This is a genomic window from Actinoplanes sp. NPDC049118 (assembly GCF_040648555.1).
Classification (GTDB): domain Bacteria; phylum Actinomycetota; class Actinomycetes; order Mycobacteriales; family Micromonosporaceae; genus Actinoplanes.
The window spans coordinates 32211-50332 of the sequence record NZ_JBEZDY010000040.1; the positions used below are offsets into that span (position 1 = coordinate 32211).

Consider the following 18122-nt stretch of genomic DNA (forward strand, 5'->3'; position numbering starts at 1 on the left):
CGGCGGACCACCCGGTGCGGCCCACGTACCACGCTGTCAGGTGAAGTTGATCACGCACATCAGTACGTACCCGCATCCGTCGATACGTAGCAGAGCCTCAGCGCGCAAGCCGGCTGACGGCGGCGGCGCGGGTGGTGACGCCGAGCTTGGTGTAAATCCGGGACACGTGCGTCTCGACCGTGCGCACGCTCACGAACAGCTCGCCGGCGATCTCGGCGTTGGACATGCCCGCCGCGATCAGCACCGCGATCTCGCCCTCGCGCCGGGTCAGCTCCGCCGCCCCGGTTACGGCCGGGGGCGGCGACGCGTCGGGCCGCAGCCTCCGGGACAGCCGCCGGATCGCCGCATGAAGGTCGGCGGCGTCCGTGGGTTCGGCGATCTCCTCGGCGCGCGCGAGGTCGTCCAGCGCCGCCGATTCGTCGCCGGCCCGCAGCCGCAGGGCGGCCGCGGTGAGCCAGGCGCGGCCGGCCACCAGCGGCAGCTCCACCTCGGTCAGCAGCGCGCCGGCCCGTTCGGCGAGCTCGGCGCCGCGGGCCCGGTCGTCGCCGCCGACCGCGTACGCCCGGGCCAGCAGCGACAGCCCCGGCCCCGCCCGGTGCCCGGAGCCGGCGATCTGTTCGGCCAGGTCCGCCCAGTGCCGTGGGGACTCGGGCTCGCCGTTCTTCGCGGCGACCTCGCTGAGCACGGTGCAGGCGATCAGGCGGTTGTGCGGGTACAGCGCGGCCAGCTCGGGTCCGCCGCCGGCGGCGACCAGGTCGGCCGCGCCGCGCCGCACGTCGCCGGCCGCGACCCGGCTGAACGCCAGCATCGCCTGCGCGGTGGCGAGCCAGCCGTGGCTCGCCGACGCCGCGGCGACCGCCTGCTCGCCCGTCGCGATGGCCGCCGCGTAATCGCCGGCGCACCGGTGCAGCCAGCACTGGGTCAGCAGGGCGAGCGCCAGCGGCTCGGCGGCGGCGAGCAGCCGCGCGATCGTGATGGCCTCCTCGGCGGCGCGCATCGCGTCGCCGATCCGCCCCAGCCGGGCCTGCATCAGCGCCTGCATGGCGAGCAGGTAGGGCAGTACGAAGCTCTGTCCGGCCTGGACCGCGATCTGTCGGCAGCGCAGGAGGCGGCGCAGCGAGTCGCTCGGCCCCTGCGCCTCGAGGCCGGTCCAGCAGAGCCAGGCGACGACCTCGAGCCGGCAGGCGATGTCGTCGTCGCTCAGCGTGTCCAGCAGGGTGTTCGCCGAGGGCGGCGGCTCGCCGATGCGGTCCGCCGGCCCGGCCGCGTACCCGGTCATCGGCCGCATGGCGCGTGCGATCGCGGCGGCCGTGCCGCCCGGTGCGCGCGCGATGACCTGGCACAGGCGTTCGTCGGCCTCGCCGAGCCGGCCGCGCATCAGGGCGTAGGTGGCGATCTGCAGCAGCACATCCGAGTTGTCCGCGTCGGGCCGGTGGTCGAGCTCCGCGGTGAGCAGCGCCTGCGCCTCCGCGTGCCGGCCGAGCAGCCGGATCAGCACGCCGGTGTACGCGACGGCGGCCAATCGGGCGGGATGCCCGGCCGGCAGCTGGTCGTCGAGGACGGCACCCATGGCCTCCCGCGCCTCGGCGAGATTTCCGCTCGCCGCATGCCGTTCGGCCAGGTAGGAGAGCAGTTCGGCGCGGGGCGGCAGGCCGGCACCGGTGGTGTCGCCGGGCAGCAGGCGCAGGGCGGTCCGCAGCCATTCGGCCGCGGTGGCGGGCGCCTGCGCGCCGACCGCCCGGGCGGCCGAGACCAGGGTGACCGCCGCGCCGGTGTCACCGATCGCCGCCGACCGGGCGACATGGTGCGCCCGGGCGCGCGGCGGCGCACCGACCCGTTCCAGGTACGCCGCGGCCCGCGCGTGAGCGCCGAGCCGCCACCCGGCGGCGGCCGACGCGTACACGACGTGCCGCACGAGCGGATGCCGGAAACGGAACCGGCCGGTGCCGGCCACCACCTGGACGAGGTCGCGGGCCACCAGCTCGTCGAGGCAGCGCAGCACGGCCGGCGGCGGCAGCTCGGCGACCTCGGCGAGCAGGGCCGGCTCGCTCTCGTCGCCGCCGACGGCAGCGGCCGAGGCCAGCAGGCGGCTGTCCGGCCCGACGGACTCCCACTCCGCGCCGAGCGCGGCCCGCACCTCCGCGGGCAGGGCCGCCAGGGCGGGGTCGAGGTCGTCCTGGGTACGGGCGGCGCCGAGCGCCGTGGTGCCGCAGCGGCGCAGCGCGTCCAGGTACAGCGGGTTTCCGCCGCTGAGGCGATACAGGTACGCGGTGTCGCGGGTGTCGACACCGGGCCCGAGCAGGCGCGTCACGTCCGCCTCCGGCAACGGCGCCAGCGCCAGCCGGTGGTGGAGCCGGCTGGTGTGCCCCGCGGCGAGCGCGGCGGCCAGCCGGGCCGGCGCCTGCGCGGGCCGGTAGGCGAGCGCCAGCACAATCGGACCGGCGGGCGGGCGGCGCAGCAGGTAATCGATGAGGTCCGTGGTGGCCGGATCGCACCAGTGCACGTCATCGAGGATCAGCACCAGCCCGTCCGGCTCGGCGATGGTCTCGAGCAGGCGGCGCAGCGCCCGCAGCGACCGGTAACGCTCGGCCGCTCCGCCGGGCGACGCCTGCGGCGCCGGTGGTCCGGCGCGCAGGCCGTCGAGGATCTCGCCGAGCCGCCACACGTCATCGCCGGGCAGCCTGGCACGCAGGGTCTCGCCGTGCAGCCGTACGTGATCGTCCAACGCCTCGGTCAGCAGGGCGAACGGCATCTCGGACTCGAACTCGGTGGCCCGCCCGGTCAGGGTCACCAGCTTGTTCTCCCGGGCGTGGCCGGCCAGCTCGGCGAGCAGGCGGGTCTTGCCGATGCCGGGTTCGCCGACGACCTCGATCACCTGGGAGCCGTCCCCGAGGGACTGCAGCGCCTCGGTGACCGTGCGCCACTCGGCCTCCCGGCCGATCATCGACTGCACCCCGGCCGCCCCCTTCCCCACGCAACGGGCCGCCATTGTTGCAGCAGGATTCCAGTCGGCGGGGTCTGGGGCACATATTCGGGAAAAAACGGCGACTGGCAGCAGAATGACGAACGACAATGTCTGGGATGTCGATCTTGCAAATCCCACCCGATCGCCGGGTGTCGTACTTCCGACCTCACCCGCCCGCCCGACAGCCCGATCACGACGGCGCTCACCGCCCGGACGGGGCGATCAGGGTCCGGGCCGCCACGCAGGCCCGGGCGGCGGCGTCTTCGACGGTGCCGGAATTGCGGGCGAAGAAGCCCTGCGCGTACAGCGAGGCGTAGCCGTGTGCGACGGCGAGGGCCGCCTCGATCAGCAGGACGGCCGCCTCGTACGACCGGGGGCCGGTCGCCGCGGCCAGGTCCAGCAGCGTGGTCATCAGCGCGCGGCTCTGCTCGCGGCGGGCGTCGTCCGCGAGGTTGTACAGCTCGGCGGCGTAGATGACGTGGATGCCGGCACCGGTACGGGCGACGTACCGGACGTAGGCGCCGGCCGCCGCGGCCAGGCGGTCGGCCGGATCGAGGCCCGCCGCATCGGCGGCGGCGACGATCTCGGCGCGCAGGTCGCGGGCGGCCGCGGCCGAGACCGCGCCGAGCAGATGGGAGCGGTCCGGGAAGTGCCGGTACGGCGCGGCCGAGCTGACTCCCAGCCGGCGTGCGACCGCGGCGACCGAGAAGCGCTCGAGGCCGTGCTCGGCGAGCAGGGTGAAACTGGTTTCGATCAGCGCCGCGCGGAGATCGCCGTGGTGGTAGCTCCGGTCCGCCGACATCCCCACCTCCCCGCTTGCCGCCGTGTAAGTTACCTCTTACATTAGCAAGTGATAGCCCTCTTACATGACGGAGGCACTGTGAGTATCCGGCTCGGGTACCAGATTCCGAACTTCACCTATCCCGGCGTCGAGGTCGAGAACCTCTTCGACACCGTCGCCGCGCAGGCCCGGGAGGCCGAGGCCGCAGGGTTCGACACCGTGCTGGTGATGGACCACTTCTATCAGCTGCCGGGCATCGGCGCGCCGGAGAACGCGATGCTCGAGGCGTACACGACGCTCGGCGCGCTGGCGTCGGTCACGTCGACGATCCAGTTGTCCGCGCTGGTCACCGGGAACACGTACCGCAATCCCGCCCTTTTGGCGAAGACCGTGACCACCCTCGACGTGGTCTCGAAGGGCAGGGCGATCCTCGGGATCGGCGCCGGCTGGTTCGAGCGGGAACACCACGACTACGGCTTCGAGTTCGGCAGCTTCGGGCAGCGCTTCGAGCGGCTCGAGGAGGCGCTGAACATCATCGCGCCGATGCTGAAGGGAGAGCAGGCGACGCTCGACGGCAAGTGGTACTCGGCGCGCGGCGCCATGAACAATCCGCGGCTGCGCCCGACCGTGCCGATCATGCTGGGCGGCAGCGGCGAGCAGAAGACGTTCCGGCTCGCCGCGCGCTTCGCCGACCACATGAACATCATCTGCGACGTCACGGAGCTGCCGCGCAAGGTCGCCGTGCTGCGGCAGCGCTGCGAGGAGATCGGCCGGGACCCCGCCACGCTGGCGACCAGCTATCTGAGCATGGGCCTCGTCGGCGAGACCGAGCAGGAGGTGAAGGAGCTCGGCGAGACCGTGCCCGAGGACCGCCGCAACCGGGCCTTCCTCGGCACGCCGGAACAGGTCGCCGAGCAGCTGCACGAGCGGGTGCTGAGCGCCGGGATCGACGGAATCACCATCAACCTGATCCGAAACGGCCACCGGCCCGGCGTCGTCACCCAGGTGGGCGCCGCGCTCAGGCCGCTCGTGGCGACGACATAGACCGCGGCGACGACGGTCTGGTACGGCCACCACGTCGAGCCGACCGTCATGCCCGTCTCCTGACCGGCGGGGCCACGCTGAAGGCCCGCAACTCCGTCAGCCGAGTGTCCTGCCGAGGTCCTCGGCGGGGAACGGCGTGCGTTTGCTGACGTTGACGACGGCGTCGAAGAACTGTTCCATGACGACCGCGACCGGCGTGTGCCGCGCCACGATGCGATCGGCGGTCGCCGAGGCCGCGATGGCTCCCGGGTTCCGGGCGTGCCTCTGGAGGTAGGCGGGGCAGTCACTCCAGGGGACCTTCAGCAGGTTGCTCACCAGCCAGACGGTCAGGTGGGTGGCCGTGTAGCAGCGGTCGTAGCTCCGGTGCCGCCGGACGAAGGCGGCCTCCTCGGCGCTCAGGTCGAACCGCGCATGGACGGCCAGGCCGAAGTCCGCGAAGTAGAGGCGACGGCCGTCGGTCAGCAGGTTGCGGAAGTGCGCGTCGAAGTGCAGGAGCCCCTGCGACTCAAGGAAATTCACGCCGGTTCGCAGGGCGTCATCGACGAAGGCGTACGCGGACTCGGCGGCCTCGCCCCCGGCGGCGGTCCGCATGGTCAGCCAGCCGTCCACCGTGTACGGGATGTGCTCCATGAACAGGACCACGGCGGCCGAGGCCGCGCTGATCGCCTGCAGCCGGCCGCGGACCTCCTCGGCGCCGTCCCAGTGAGTCACCCAGCGTTCCAGCTCGCTGTTCCGCATCGGGCGCGGCTGCTGCGGCAGCACGCGCCAGTGATGCAGGAGCGGAAAGCCTTCGAAGCGATCCTCCAGCACCCAGCGGGTCGTCATGGCGTGCACGGCGACCTCCCGCCACGCACCGAAGCCGGTGGAGCCGATGCCGTACTGGTAGAACACGGGAAGCCGGAAGAGGTTCGCCGTCGAGCCGACGTTCTCCGCGCGCCGTTCCAGGTCGGTCAGGGGCACGCTCTTCACGAACACCGGCAGGCCGTCCACCTGGACCGTCAGCGTCGTTCCGCCGATGCCCGCGGTGGACGACGTGGCCCCGGCGAGCAACTCTGCGACCTCGGAATCACGAAGCGCCGCCAGCCTTTCGGACAGTGCGGTGTGGCGGGCCACGCGGTCGGACCAGGCATCGTCGGGCACGGGGCAACGATGCCAGAAGTGGTCAGGTGCGCAGGGTGTGGCTGGGGCTGGTGCCGTACACGGCGCGGTAGTCGGTGCTGAACCGCCCGAGGTGGGTGAAGCCCCATCGGGTGGCGATCATCGCGACGGTGGCGCCGGTGGTCGGGTCCGAGGCCTGCAGGTCGCGGTGCGCTCGCTCCATGCGGACCCGGCGGGCGTACTGCGTCGGCGTGGTGTCGCGGTGGCGGCGGAAAGCGAGTTGCAGCGCGCGGGGGCGCACGCCGGCCGCGGTGGCCATCTCCGCCACCGTGAGCGCCCGGTCGGTGTTCTCCTCGACGTAGGCCATCGCCCGGCGCAACGCCTGCGACGTGACCTCGCCCGGGTGCCGCAGCTGGGCGTCGAGGCCGGTGTTGGGGAACACCGCCAGCGCTGTCGAGGCGAGTAGATGGCGTGCCTGCCCGGCGATCAGCGGGTTCGCCATGAGGGCGCGGTCGGACAGCACGGTGCGGGTGAGGTAGGAGACGGTCTGAATCCAGTGGCGGCCCAGCCGTGCGGAGACCGGCCGAGGGCTGTCGAAGCGCAGGTCCGCACCGCTGATACCGGTCTGTGCGCTTGCGACTTCTTCGAGCAGCCCACGGGGGAGCCGGACGTTGAACGTGTCGATGTCGGTGAAGTCGACCTCCACGGCGTGGTCCGGCAGGATCAGAACCACATCACCCGGCCGCAGCAGGTATTCGTCCTTGCCTCGGGCGGCGGCGTAGCGCCCGCTCATCATGTGAGTGACGATCAGATCTCCGGCGGGCGCCGTCTGGAGTTGAGTTCGCGCCGAGTAGTGCATCCGGTTCACGCCGACGTCGTCGAGTTGGGTGAAGACGGTGCGCAGGCCTGCTCCGTCGGGGCCCTCGCCGGAGAACCGCACGTTGACGTCGATCAGGGAACGCCGGATGAAGGCGTGCGCCTGATCCGTGTCGGTGGTGGCATACCGCTGCCAGTGCGGGCCGGAATACACGGTGCCGGCGGTCATGCCGGACCACCTCCTGGAAATGAGGCTGCACCCGGGATGCGCGCCGGGTGGGCTATTTGTCCACCATACGCATCGCCTTCGCGGCGGACGTAGTCCGCGGGATGATCTGTTGGCGGTTCAGCGCACGCCACGGCTATACAGATTGTCGGAAACTGCTCAGCCCGTGCCGGGCGGTCCCGCGGGTGCCCGAGGTCAAGTAGTCGGCCCTGGGCATCCGTGCATTCCCGCCCTCCCCGCCGCTGCCCGGCCGCCGGCGGGATCAGCGGCCTCCGGGGACCTGCCCTTCGGTGAGGCCGAAGTGATCGGCAAGACCGGTGATCTGCAGAATGCGGTGCGCCATGGGATGGGTGTCGGTCAGCCTCAACTCGCAGTCCACGAGCCGGGCATCGGCGTGGCACAGCAACAGGATTCTGATTCCGGCGGAGTCGAGGAAGCCCACGCTGAACATGTTGATCTCGATGCGGCTGGGGCGGTACTGGCGCAGCACGCCGAGGACCGCCTTGTGCAGCTGGCCGGCGTTGAGCGCATCGATCTCGCCGACCACGATGATGGTCTGCACGCTCCGGTCATCACCGCGGTCGACGGTGATGAACAGCGACGACGAATCCGGCTGTTCGTTGTCGAGCATGCGTTCATCGCACATGTGAGCCTCCAGCACAGTGTGTGGGCATGATCCCCTCACTGCTGAAGGCTCCCGACGAGCCTAGCCCCCGGCCACGGCCTCGGCCATCACCCGGGAGAGCGACCCGACCACGGCGTACCGAGCGTCGTGAGGCGGTCCGCGGGCCTCATGGCCAGACGTTTCCGGCGGCCGGCCGGCACTCCGCCGGACCGCCCTCCCAGGACACCAGGCGCCGGCGCAGCTTGGCCAGGCTGGTGGCGAGCAGCCGGGAGGCGTGCATCGGGGAGACACCGATGCGCTCGGCGATCTGGGCCAGCGTGTGGTTGCCGTAGAAGCGCAGCGAAATGACGCGCCGCTCGCGCTCCGTGAGTGCCGCCATGGCGGGTCCGAGATCGACGCCCAGTTCCGCGAGCGCGTAGCCGCGCTCCGGCACGCCGAGCGTGTCGACGAGTTCGCACGATCCTTCCGGACCGACCGGCGCCGACAGGGACCTCGCCCGGTAGGCCCGGGATCCCTCGAGGCCCTCGATGATCTCCTCGTCCGAGACCCTCAGGTACGCCGCGAGGTCGGCGACCGTCGGCATGCGCCCGAACCGCGCCTGCCACACGCCGTTCGCCACGCTGATCGCCAGCCACAGCTCCTGAATCCGGCGTGGTACCCGCACGGTCCAGGCCCGGTCCCGGAAGTGCCGTCGGATCTCGCCCAGGACGGTGGGCACCGCATAGGCGACGAAGTCGTTGCCGCTGCGGGGATCGAACCGGTCGACGGCCTTGATCAGGCCGACGGCGGCGGTCTGCCGGAGGTCCTCGAAGGGCTCGCCCCGCCCGGCGTAGCGGCGGGCGAGGCGGTCCGCCATGGGTGTCCAGGCCTCGATGGACCGGCGACGAAGGTCCGGCCGGGCCGGATGGGTGACGGGCGATGCGGCGTACGCGACGACGAGCTCGACGGCGTGTTCGTCCCTGCTCGTCGCCGCGACGGTCGTCGGCTGCGCGGATGCGGTGCGCATGAGGGTCCTCCGGGTAAGCGAGCGCCGTGGCGCTGTCTGCCGTGGCTCCACGGCGGAAACGCTCGCTTGAGGACTGCGGCCCCGCGGTCGATGGCGCCGGATCCCGGTCGCGAGACGGTTGCCGCACTCGGGGTCTCGGCGCTCTGCTTGACCGATGTACCCGACCCTAGCCAACGGTTGCTGGAACGGACCCGAACGCCGGGGGACTTTCGGGCCGGTTATTCGTCGTGCCCGGCCGCCTTGGCGACGAGCGCGGAGGCGACGTCGCGGAGTTTGCGGTTGCTGTCCTGGGAAATCCTGGTCAGGATCGCGAAGGCCTCGTCGGCGGTGCACCGGCGTTCGCCCATGATGATGCCCTTGGCCTGCTCGATGACGGCCCGGTGTTCCATCGCCCTGCGCAGATGTTCGACGAGGCTGACGGTGGTGTCGTACAGGTGGGCATTGGCCAGCGCGACGGCGGCATAACCGGCGAGCCTCTGAGCTAGAGCGACGCTCTCCCCTTCGAAGGCGCTGGGTGTCTCGCTGTAGACGGTGAGCGCACCACTTATCGAATCGTGCATGGGCAGGCCGACCGACAGGGCGGCGCGCACTCCGGCGGCGGCGGCACAAGCCGCCCAGTCGACCCAGCGGGGATCGGCGGCCGCGTCGGCGACGACCACGGGCAGGTCGCCGGCGGCCGCATCGACGGATGGTCCTTCGCGTCGCTCGTGCTGCCATTCCTCGAGGCGCTGAGCATGAGCGCCGGTGGCGACCGTATGCGAGACGAATTCACTGATAATGGTGACCGCCGCCGCGTCGGCGCCGGGCAGGCTCCGCCGCGTAAGCTCGGCCACCCGTTCGAAAACGCCGTTCAAATCGGTTTCGCTGAATCTGATCTGGCCGATTTCCGCAAACGTGCGGAGGGATTCCGCCGGCTGGTCCGTCAACGTCAGTTCCCTGCAGCGGGCGCACCGCCACCGAAAGGCGACCGTGCGGGTATGGGCGTCTTACTGCCCGGGAGTGGCTGTCACTCACGGACCCGCGCCGCTGCTTGACGCTGGTGCACCAGCCGATGATTCCGATGGCCGGCCGCAGGATGGTCATGCTACTCGGCGGGGTTGAGCCGAGTCCTCTTGGATCAAGCGAGGCGGCTCACCACAGTCGACCGGTGTTGCGGCTGCGAGGACGCCGGTGATGTCGGCATCCGGCGCACCGTTGCGGCGCACAGCCGACGACCTGGGACGACCGCAAACGATCAATCTTCCATTCGGAGAATCCCGCTCAGTCCGGTGAGATCCAGAACCCGCGCCGCGAACCCGTGCACGCCACGCACGGAGAATGCGCCGCGGGCATGAGCGGCCTGAATATGCGCGGTGGCGAGAACATTCGCGCCGTCGGCTCCGAAGAAGTCGACGCCACGCAGATCGCAACAGACGCGTGGCGTGACGTCGATCGCCGCGGCCAGGGCTGCGAACAACGTGGGCGCCGTTTCGGCGTCGACGTCGCCGGCAACCTCGACCACGAGGATGGGACCACGCCGGACCCGCTTGATCCGCAGGGCGCTTCCGGCGGCCGGCAGCGGGCGGTCAGCACTGCCCCGGGGGCACGAATGTCCTCGGGTGATATGCGGGCAACGTCCGGCCGCAAACGATCGCATTCGGAAATACCGCATCCACCCACCTCAATCAAATCTGGGATCCGGCGGGCACAGCGGCTTGACCCACGTCCAGCATACGGAGACCGCGACCCTCGGACCAGTTCTCCGCGAGAAGGGCACACTTATTCACCACGGGCTTGTTCATTTGTCTGCGCGACCAGTGCGCGGGCGACGTCACGGAGTTTGCGGTTGCTGTCCTGCGACAGCCGGCTCAGGATCACGAAGGCCTCGTCCGGGCCGCAGCGCCGACCCGCCATGACGATGCCCTTGGCCTGTTCGATGACGGCGCGGTGCTCCATCGCGGCCTGCATCTGCTGTGCCAGCGTCACCGTCGCGTCGAAGATGTGCGCGTTGGCGAGCGCGACCGCCGCGTAACCGGAGAACGTCTGCGCCAGCACCACGGCGTCATCGTCGAAGGCGTCGGGCTTCCTGGAGTAGAGGTTCAGCGCCCCTGCGACGTTGTCGTGGACGGGCAGGCCGACCGAGAGCGAACTGAGGATCCCCGCATTGATCGCGTGCCGGACGTAGTTCGGCCAGCGTTCTTCCTGGGTCAGGTCGGGCAACGACAGGGTGGCGGTGGTCGCCGCCGCCTGCAGGCAGGGGCCGCCGCCGCCTTCGTACTGCCGTTCGTCCAGGCTCAACGCGAGGCTCCCGGTGAACGCCGCGGTGTGCGTGTTCTTACCTCTTATCAGGGTCACCGACGCCTCGTCCACGCCGGCGACGGTGCGCTTGGACAGTTCGGCGACCTTGTGCAGGACGCCGTCGAGGTCGGTCTCGTTGAGGTTGATCCGGCCGAGCTCCGCGAACGCGTTGATCGGGTCGAAGGGCTGCTGTGCTTCCACCGGGTTGGTCCCTTGAACGGGCGCGACAGCCGAAGATCCGCACCGAATCCGAGGTCATGCGCAGGCCACTGCAGGACTTCCCACCCACGGGCCGGAACCGTCCGGGACCTGCGCCGCTTCTTGACGCTGGGCTCGTCGATGCGATCGGGGCATCGACCACAGACACCCAGCCTATCGGGCCGCCGGGGTAAAGGCACTCGGCGGAGCCGGCCGCTCTCCGCCGGAAGATCCGGCGAAACCCATGGTCAGGGGCCCTCGGTATCACTCTTGGCGACCGGCGCCCCGGCGGCCGGACATACCGTCGGGGAAGCCGGAACACGGTCAGGGAGGCGGACCCCGCCTCGCAGCCGTCCGTAGCCGCGAAGACTCACTCAACGGAGCGCGCAGGATTGACGGTTGTGACGATCCCCACCCTCTTTCGGGTGCCCGGTGCGCCGGATTGTCGTGCGATCTGCTCAAGAGGTCGTCGCGCCGGCCGATTGGATCCGGTTGCTCACCCCCCTCCGAAAGGCGTTTGAATGCTGGCTCTGGTGGTCGACGACTCGAGCACGATGCGCCACATCTTGCAGCGCATCGTGGGCGGGCTTGGTTTCGCGTCCTACGAGGCCGCCAACGGGCGGGAGGCACTGGACCTGCTGGTGGAGATCCCCACGGTGCCGGACGTCGCGCTGATCGACTGGAACATGCCGGTGATGGACGGCCTCGAGCTGATCCGCCACATCCGCAAGATTCCACCGCTGCGGGACATGTGCATGATGATGGTGACGACCGAGGCCGAACACAGTCAGATGGTGCGCGCGCTCGCGGCGGGCGCGCACGAGTACGTCCTCAAGCCGTTCACGCCGGAGATCATCCGGGAGAAGCTGGCCTATCTCGGCCTGGTCGGGCCGGAGAACCGCTAGGAACGGGCAACGCGGGCCCCGGCGAGCACGTCGCCGGGGCCCGCGCCGTCAGCTCTTGACCGACGCGATGACCATGGACGGGATCCACAGCAGCGCGTACACCCCGACCATCACCACCGCCGCCGATCCCGGCGCGTGGCGATAGACGCTCAGATACGTTGCGGTGAGCGCCAGCAGCGTCATCAGGTTGAGCGCCCGGATGCGCCGCGCGGCCTTGACCGCCACCGAACCCTTCCTGCGGTTGGTCTTCGGCGTGACGAACCAGGTCTGAGCCAGGTCCCGGAAGCCCTTGATGTTCGCGATCGCATAGGTGTGCACCACGGACAGGGCGATCCAGCAGGCGGCGGGGAGGTAGGCCAGGCTCGCCCACTCGCGTTTCTTCATCACGGTCACCAGCAGCGGCACGACGCCGCTGAACAACGTCAGCAGCATCGCCGGCGGCAGGACGTACCCGACGATGCGCAGCACCGCGGGCTCGGGGGCGGCCCGGCCCGCCGCGGTGCCGACGGTGACGAGCGCGACCATCATCAGGCTCCACACCGCGGACAGCTCGATGCCCAGGGCGGCGGTGTAGTAGCCGTTCTGGCGCAGCAGGCTCAGCTTGGTGCGCAGGCCCAGCCCGGACCGCAGGACGGGCAGGAAGTACTCCTTGAACGTACGGGCGGAGCCGATCGCCCATCGCTCCTGCTGGCGGCGGAAGGCCTTGTAGTTCGGCGGCACCTCGCCGACGTTCGTGACGTCCTCCAGGTATACCCCCCGGTAGCCGGCCAGGTAGAACCGGTTCGACAGGTCGATGTCCTCGGTGAGATGCCCGGCGTGGAAGCCACCCACCTCGTAGAGCGCTCTCAGATTGAACATGGCGCAGCAGCCCGAGAACAGGATCATGTGGCCCAGGCGTTGCCGTCCGGGCAGGTCGGACAGGTAGCAGGACTCCTCGTTGATGGCGAGGCAGCGCTGGAAGTGGTCGGTGCGGCCGAAGTGGTACAGGCGCTTGGTCTGCACGTATCCGATGCCCGGATCGACCTCGATCGTCTCCAGGCAGCGCTCGATCGCGTCGGCCTGCGGGCGCCAGTCCGCGTCCAGCAGGTACATGTGGGTGAAGCCGCGCTCCTGGAGATAGCCCTCGAGGGTCTTCAGGTTGCCCGCCTTGAATCCGACGTTGTCCGCGCGGTGGAACACCACGAAGCCGTCGGACTCCCACAGCTCGACGTCCGTGCCGGCGTACCGGGCGTCCTCCCGGCGGACGCAGCCGCGTTCGGTGGCCAGCCTGCGCAGGATCGCGATCGTCTCCGGGTCCTTCGAGTCGTCGCCGACGATGATGGTCTTGTTCCGGTACGACAGCCGCTCACACGCCGCAACGGTGTCGGCGATGACCTCGCGCTCGTTGAACGACACGACGACGACCGCGACCTGGAGGTCGGCGGCGGGATTCACGGTGGGTGGGCGCCGCCGGGACAGGGCGGCGAACGCGTAGGCGTAGTTGAATACAGCGAAGAACCCGAAGTACAGCAGTAGCAGGGCGGGCACGGTCAGTAACAGCACGTCGATTACCACGTGCCGCGACGGTACGTGAGAAGGTTTACGGGTTTGTGTCGGAGTGCCGACCTTTGAGCAATTTTTGTCGTACCGGGCGGCGCGCTGCGCAAGGGCCGGGTGTGCCGCCGGGATACGGCTGGTGCCGGCGGTGGAATGCCGCGGAACCAACGTTAGGGGGCGATCAGGGGATGTCCCCCTGCCGGTGCAGGTGAGGCTTTTCCTACAGTAGTGGCATGGCACCGGCGCGATCCCTTCACGAGATCATCGCGGGGTTGACCGGCGACGCCGGAACCTCGGGTGATCTCGCCGCCGTGCTGCACGCCGGCGGGCACCCGGACCTCCCGGAGGAACTCCTCGCCGAGGCCGTGATCAGCTTCGCCGACACCGCCCCGGCCGAGGTCGCCGAGCATCTCGCCCCGTTCGTCATGGCGCACGGTCCGATCGCCGAGGGCGACGCCGGGGCGGGCGAGATCGGCCGGCTGCCCGACCTTCTCGCCACCGCCCCCTCGGCGGGGTTCGGCGAGGCTTCGGCCCTGGCCGCGCCGGAGATCGATCCGCCCTTCGAGGCCGGCGGCGCCGACGCGGCGCAGCCGCCGGACGACGTCGACGAGCCCGCGGAGCCCGGGTGGGCGCCGCTGGACACGGCGTTCGGCCACGGCCACGGCGCCGCCGCCACGCCGGTCGAGGACGCCGGGCCCGGTGCCGTGGCGCCGGAGGCGGCCGGGTACGCCGATCCGCACGATCTGCCGGAGCTCCAGGACGTGCCGTCGCCGGCCGCCGAGCTGTGGGCGACGCCCTCGCTGCCCGACGACGCCCCGGAGATCGACGACATCGACGGCGACTGAGGCCGGCACCGGCCCTCCGGCCGAGCGGATCACAACCAGGCCACGCCAAGAACCGGCCGGCCAGGTCATGGACCGGCCGGCCGGGTCACCCAGCGATGTGCCGGGTCAGGTGACGATCGCCGCCGCGTGCTCCCGCAGCTGCCGCAGGCGGTCCAGTTCGGCGGTCAGGTCGCGCAGCCGGCTCTCGCGCTCGGCCGTGGTGCGCTTGGCCGCCTCCGACGCGGCGGTCAGCGCCTTTGCGTTGGACCGGGCCAACTCGTCGGCCAGCCCGCTGTAGTGGTCACGGAGCTGACGCTGGATCCGGCGCAGGGTGTCCCGGGAATCCTTGGTCATCACGAAGGTGACCTCGTCGCAGTAGCGCCGGATCGCGTTCCGGGCCTGATTCTGCCGGTTCGTGCGTTGCCGCTTCTTCTCCTCGCGCAGGCCCTTGCGGCCCATCACCAGGCCGATCCCGACGCCGATCGGGCCGAGGGCGATGCCGGCGAGCGTGCCGAGCATGGTGAACATGAGCGCACCGCCGTAGGCGCTCTTGAGCGCCACCATCGCCTGCTTGCCGACCTTCATCTTCGCCAGCTCGATCTTGTGGTCGACCTGGGCGGTGCCGGCCAGCGGCACCGGGTTGGCGATCGCGACCTGGCGCAGGATCTGACCCGCGGCCTCCTGGAAATGGGTACCCACGTCGTCGCTGAGGCTGATCGCCCGGTCCCGGAGCATCATGTAGTTGGCCAGCAGCTCATGGGAGACCCGGGCCTGCAGCCACCGTTCGGTCTCGTCCCAGGTGTCGGCCGGGTCGTTCTCCTCGATCTCGGCGTCGGCCTCCTCCACCAGCCGGCGGATCCGGCCGCGAAGGTCGTGGTCGATGTCGGAGCTGAGATCGGCGATCCCGTCGCCGAGGGTCTGCTGCCACTTCGCCGCGGCGGCCTTGAGCGCCTCCACGCGCTTCTTCAACCCGGCGAGGTCGTCCATCACCCGGGCCGCGGCGGCCGGGTCCGCGAGCGCGGCCCGCTCGGCCTCGAACTGGCTCTCGATCTGCTCGCAGATCCCCACCACCGACGCGCCCGCCTGTGCGGCGGCCCGGGAGGCCGCCCCGCCGGAGACCCGCTGGGAGACGAACTTGACCAGGTCCGGAAAACCGGACTCGACGTTGAGTTCCTTGTCGCCGGCGGCGACGGCGCGCAGCCGGAGGTCGGACGAGACGGGAATGATCGGCAGCTCCCCCGCGCCGCGCAGGTGCCCGGCGTTGAGGTCCCTGATCTTGCGCCAGTAGGGATAGAAGTCGGTCTTGGTGAGCACGCACACCGCCGTCGAGCACACCTCGCGGGCCTGGCGCAGGAACTCCAGCTCGCTGCGGGTGAGTTCCTGGGCCGCGTCGGTGACGAACAGCAGCGCGTCGGCCATGGACGCCGCGGTCAGGCTGGCGGCCGAGTGCACCGAGCCGAGGCCGCCGACGCCGGGGGTGTCGACGATGACGAGCCCGCTGGAGAGCAACTGGCGCGGCAGCCGGACCTCGACGCCGGTGACACCGTCCACCGCGCCGCCGGCGTCCTGCTCCAGGACGAACTCCCGCACCCGGTCGACGGGCACCGACTCGCGCCGGGGCGGCACCTCGTCGAGGAGCACCTGGGCGGACGGTTCCTTGCCGTAGCGGACATAGGTCGGCAGGGCGGTGGCGACGTCGTCGTTCACCGGGCAGACCTTGGTCCCGACCAGCGCGTTCACTAGCGAGCTCTTGCCCTGTTTGAACTCACCCACGACGACGATGTGCACCACCGGGTCGGCCAGGGTCTCGCGGACCGCGGTGAGCCGGCCGCGCAGATCCGCGCGGTCGTACGCCTCGCAGGCGCGCAGCGCGAGGTCGACGATCTCGGTCGCCCGTCGCAGCGTGCCGTCGGCTTCAGGTGGTGCCGTGTTTGCGGTCAACGTCGTTCCTCCCCGTCACGGTAGGTTACGGCGAACCGGAAGCGGCCCGGCCGGCGGCCGGGCACGAGCGGGGCGTGGCAGGTCCACCGACCCACCACGCCCGCTGTTCTCATCCGGCCGCTGCCCGATATCCGCTGTTGGTCCGGTCCGAGGGTCAGGATCAGAGGCTCGGGTCCGAGTCGAGGCTGTCCTCCGCCTTGAGGACCGGCCTGACGTCGTTGAACGACTCGTCGTTGTTGAACGAGTCCTCGTTGTTGAACGAGTCATCCGTGGACTGGTCGTTGAACGAGTCGTTCGTCGACTTGTCGTTGAAGGAGTCGTTCGTCGACTGGTCGTTGAAGGAGTCCTGCGTCGTGGCCGCGTCACCGCCGGAGGAGAGCGAGGAGTCCTTCACCTCGGAGTCGGTGACGTTCTGCTGGCTGCCCCCACCGAAGTTGATGTTGATCGGGCCGACCTCGCCGCCGTTGCCGCCGCTGGCGTTGCCGCCGACGCCGCTGCCACCCGCGCCGCTGCCGCCGACCGCGGTGCCGCCCGCGCCGCCGTTGCCGCCGTCGCCGCCCTGGCCCTGGCCGACACCCTGGCCGCTGCCGCGGAGCCCGACGCCGACACCCGCGCCGACACCCGCGCCGACCGCTCCGCCGCCGCCGTTCCCGCCCTCGGCGTCGGCGTCGCCGCCGACGCCGCCGGCGCCACCGGTGCCACTGGCGTTGCCGCCGGCCGCGCCGCTGGTGTCGATGTCGAACTGGGCGGCCTGGTTGTCGTTGCCGACGACGGCCTTGTCCACGTCGTCGCCGACGATGCCGAAGTTGTCGCCCACCAGCACCTTCTCGGCGTCGCCGCCGGCCTGGACGCCGGAATTGATGCCGGTGTTGACGGCACCGGTGATGTCGTCACCCGCGGTCACCGCGTTGTCGCCGGTGTTGCCGACCACGTCACCATTGGCCGCGCTGCCGGCGAACGCGCCGTCCCCGGTCGCGCCGAGCACGTCGCCGGCGCCGGTGCCGATCACGGCGCCGTCGCCCGCGGTGACCTTGTCGCCGCCGACGACTTCCACCGACGAGTCGTCGCCGGTGACGCCGATCGCGTCGCCGCCCGCCGCCACCGAGCCGCCGGCCGCGGCGACCTGGTCCCCGTCGCCCTGCTGCGCCACAGCGCCGTCGCCGGTGGCCGCGTTGACGTCGCCGTCGCCCGTGGTGCCGACGTTGCCGTCGCCCGTCTGGTTGACGTTCGTGGAGTCGATGTCGATGTCGCCGAGGACCGCGCCGTCGACGTCGACGTCCACCGAGTTGTCGATGTCGGTGGAGTTGTCGATGTCGGTCGAGTTGTCGATGAAGTTGCGGGAGTTGTCGACGAAGTTCTGGGTGGTGAAGGTCTGCGCGACCTGGGTGACCTGCTGCACTGTCTGCGCGGCCGGCGCCGAGGCGGCCGCGCCGCCCCCGCCGCTGCCACCGCCGCTGAAGCCGCCGCCGCTGCCACCGCCGCTGTAGGCGCCGCTGCCACCGCCGCTGTAGGCGCCGCCGCTGTAGCCGCCACCAGCGGCACCCGCGGGGCCGCCCTCGTAGCCGCCGTAGGCGGCCTCCGAGACGATCTGGTTGATGTCGACCGCGCCGAGCGTCTCGGCGTCGATGTCGTTGGCGGCGAAGGCACCGGCCGGGTCGGCGAGGAACTTCGCGGTCTCCGCGTCGCTGCTGAACACCTTGTCGAACAGCGCCTTGATGTTCTCGATGATCAGCGGGGTAACTTCGATTGCGGCCATGACTTATCTCCTGTGTTCAGGCCCGCCCCGGTGGTCGGACAAGTGCAAGCCTGCCGGTTGTAGCCCATGCCCGGCATCGGGGCTATCCCCCTTCCGGGCGCGGGGGGTTAGGGGGTGCGCCCCG

General features: G+C 70.8%; 15 protein-coding genes. 3 read left to right on the forward strand and 12 right to left on the reverse strand.

Annotated features, from left to right (window positions below):
- Positions 1-97: 97 nt before the first annotated feature.
- Positions 98-2974, reverse strand: coding sequence for an AAA family ATPase (locus AB0B58_RS39145; RefSeq protein ID WP_360235282.1), 2877 nt, complete (start codon positions 2972-2974; stop codon positions 98-100).
- Between the two features lie 193 nt (positions 2975-3167).
- Positions 3168-3767: a TetR/AcrR family transcriptional regulator gene (locus AB0B58_RS39150; protein ID WP_360235285.1), complete on the reverse strand. Its 600-nt coding sequence runs from the start codon at positions 3765-3767 to the stop codon at positions 3168-3170.
- Between the two features lie 78 nt (positions 3768-3845).
- On the opposite strand from AB0B58_RS39150, the gene AB0B58_RS39155 reads away from it, so the two are divergent.
- The gene (locus AB0B58_RS39155) at positions 3846-4790 is read left to right on the forward strand and encodes an LLM class F420-dependent oxidoreductase (protein WP_360235288.1); all 945 of its coding nucleotides are present in this window, start codon (positions 3846-3848) and stop codon (positions 4788-4790) included.
- Positions 4791-4886: 96 nt separating this feature from the next.
- On the opposite strand, the gene AB0B58_RS39160 is transcribed toward AB0B58_RS39155, so the two are convergent.
- The 7 genes from AB0B58_RS39160 to AB0B58_RS39190 form a co-directional block, all read right to left on the reverse strand.
- A complete protein-coding gene (locus AB0B58_RS39160) occupies positions 4887-5930 on the reverse strand; it encodes a serine/threonine protein phosphatase (protein ID WP_360235291.1) in 1044 nt (347 codons plus the stop codon).
- 22 nt (positions 5931-5952) lie between these two features.
- Positions 5953-6933 (reverse strand): AraC family transcriptional regulator, encoded by a 981-nt coding sequence (locus AB0B58_RS39165; RefSeq protein WP_360235294.1) that lies wholly within the window; start codon positions 6931-6933, stop codon positions 5953-5955.
- 259 nt (positions 6934-7192) lie between these two features.
- Positions 7193-7561: an STAS domain-containing protein gene (locus AB0B58_RS39170; protein WP_360235297.1), complete on the reverse strand. Its 369-nt coding sequence runs from the start codon at positions 7559-7561 to the stop codon at positions 7193-7195.
- A 160-nt stretch (positions 7562-7721) separates the two neighbouring features.
- On the reverse strand, positions 7722-8561 hold the full coding sequence (locus tag AB0B58_RS39175) for a SigB/SigF/SigG family RNA polymerase sigma factor (RefSeq protein WP_360235300.1): 840 nt from the start codon (positions 8559-8561) through the stop codon (positions 7722-7724).
- Between the two features lie 218 nt (positions 8562-8779).
- On the reverse strand, positions 8780-9487 hold the full coding sequence (locus AB0B58_RS39180) for a GAF and ANTAR domain-containing protein (protein WP_360235303.1): 708 nt from the start codon (positions 9485-9487) through the stop codon (positions 8780-8782).
- Between the two features lie 308 nt (positions 9488-9795).
- The gene (locus tag AB0B58_RS39185; RefSeq protein WP_360235306.1) at positions 9796-10212 is read right to left on the reverse strand and encodes an STAS domain-containing protein; all 417 of its coding nucleotides are present in this window, start codon (positions 10210-10212) and stop codon (positions 9796-9798) included.
- A 107-nt stretch (positions 10213-10319) separates the two neighbouring features.
- Positions 10320-11039, reverse strand: a complete 720-nt coding sequence (locus tag AB0B58_RS39190) for a GAF and ANTAR domain-containing protein (protein ID WP_360235309.1) — start codon at positions 11037-11039, stop codon at positions 10320-10322.
- A gap of 518 nt (positions 11040-11557) precedes the next feature.
- Between AB0B58_RS39190 and AB0B58_RS39195 the strand changes: the two genes are divergently transcribed.
- Entirely contained in the window at positions 11558-11941 is a 384-nt protein-coding gene (locus AB0B58_RS39195) for a response regulator (protein WP_360235312.1), read from the forward strand.
- A gap of 48 nt (positions 11942-11989) precedes the next feature.
- Here the strand turns inward: AB0B58_RS39195 and AB0B58_RS39200 are convergent, their stop codons facing one another.
- Positions 11990-13495, reverse strand: coding sequence for a glycosyltransferase family 2 protein (locus tag AB0B58_RS39200; protein ID WP_360235315.1), 1506 nt, complete (start codon positions 13493-13495; stop codon positions 11990-11992).
- Between the two features lie 215 nt (positions 13496-13710).
- Here AB0B58_RS39200 and AB0B58_RS39205 point away from each other — a divergent pair, with 215 nt between their 5' ends.
- Positions 13711-14322, forward strand: coding sequence for a hypothetical protein (locus AB0B58_RS39205; RefSeq protein WP_360235318.1), 612 nt, complete (start codon positions 13711-13713; stop codon positions 14320-14322).
- A 105-nt stretch (positions 14323-14427) separates the two neighbouring features.
- Here the strand turns inward: AB0B58_RS39205 and AB0B58_RS39210 are convergent, their stop codons facing one another.
- Together AB0B58_RS39210 and AB0B58_RS39215 are read right to left on the reverse strand one after the other, a co-directional pair.
- Entirely contained in the window at positions 14428-16242 is a 1815-nt protein-coding gene (locus tag AB0B58_RS39210; protein ID WP_360235321.1) for a dynamin family protein, read from the reverse strand.
- A 160-nt stretch (positions 16243-16402) separates the two neighbouring features.
- Positions 16403-17998: a hypothetical protein gene (locus AB0B58_RS39215; RefSeq protein ID WP_360235324.1), complete on the reverse strand. Its 1596-nt coding sequence runs from the start codon at positions 17996-17998 to the stop codon at positions 16403-16405.
- Positions 17999-18122: the final 124 nt, after the last annotated feature.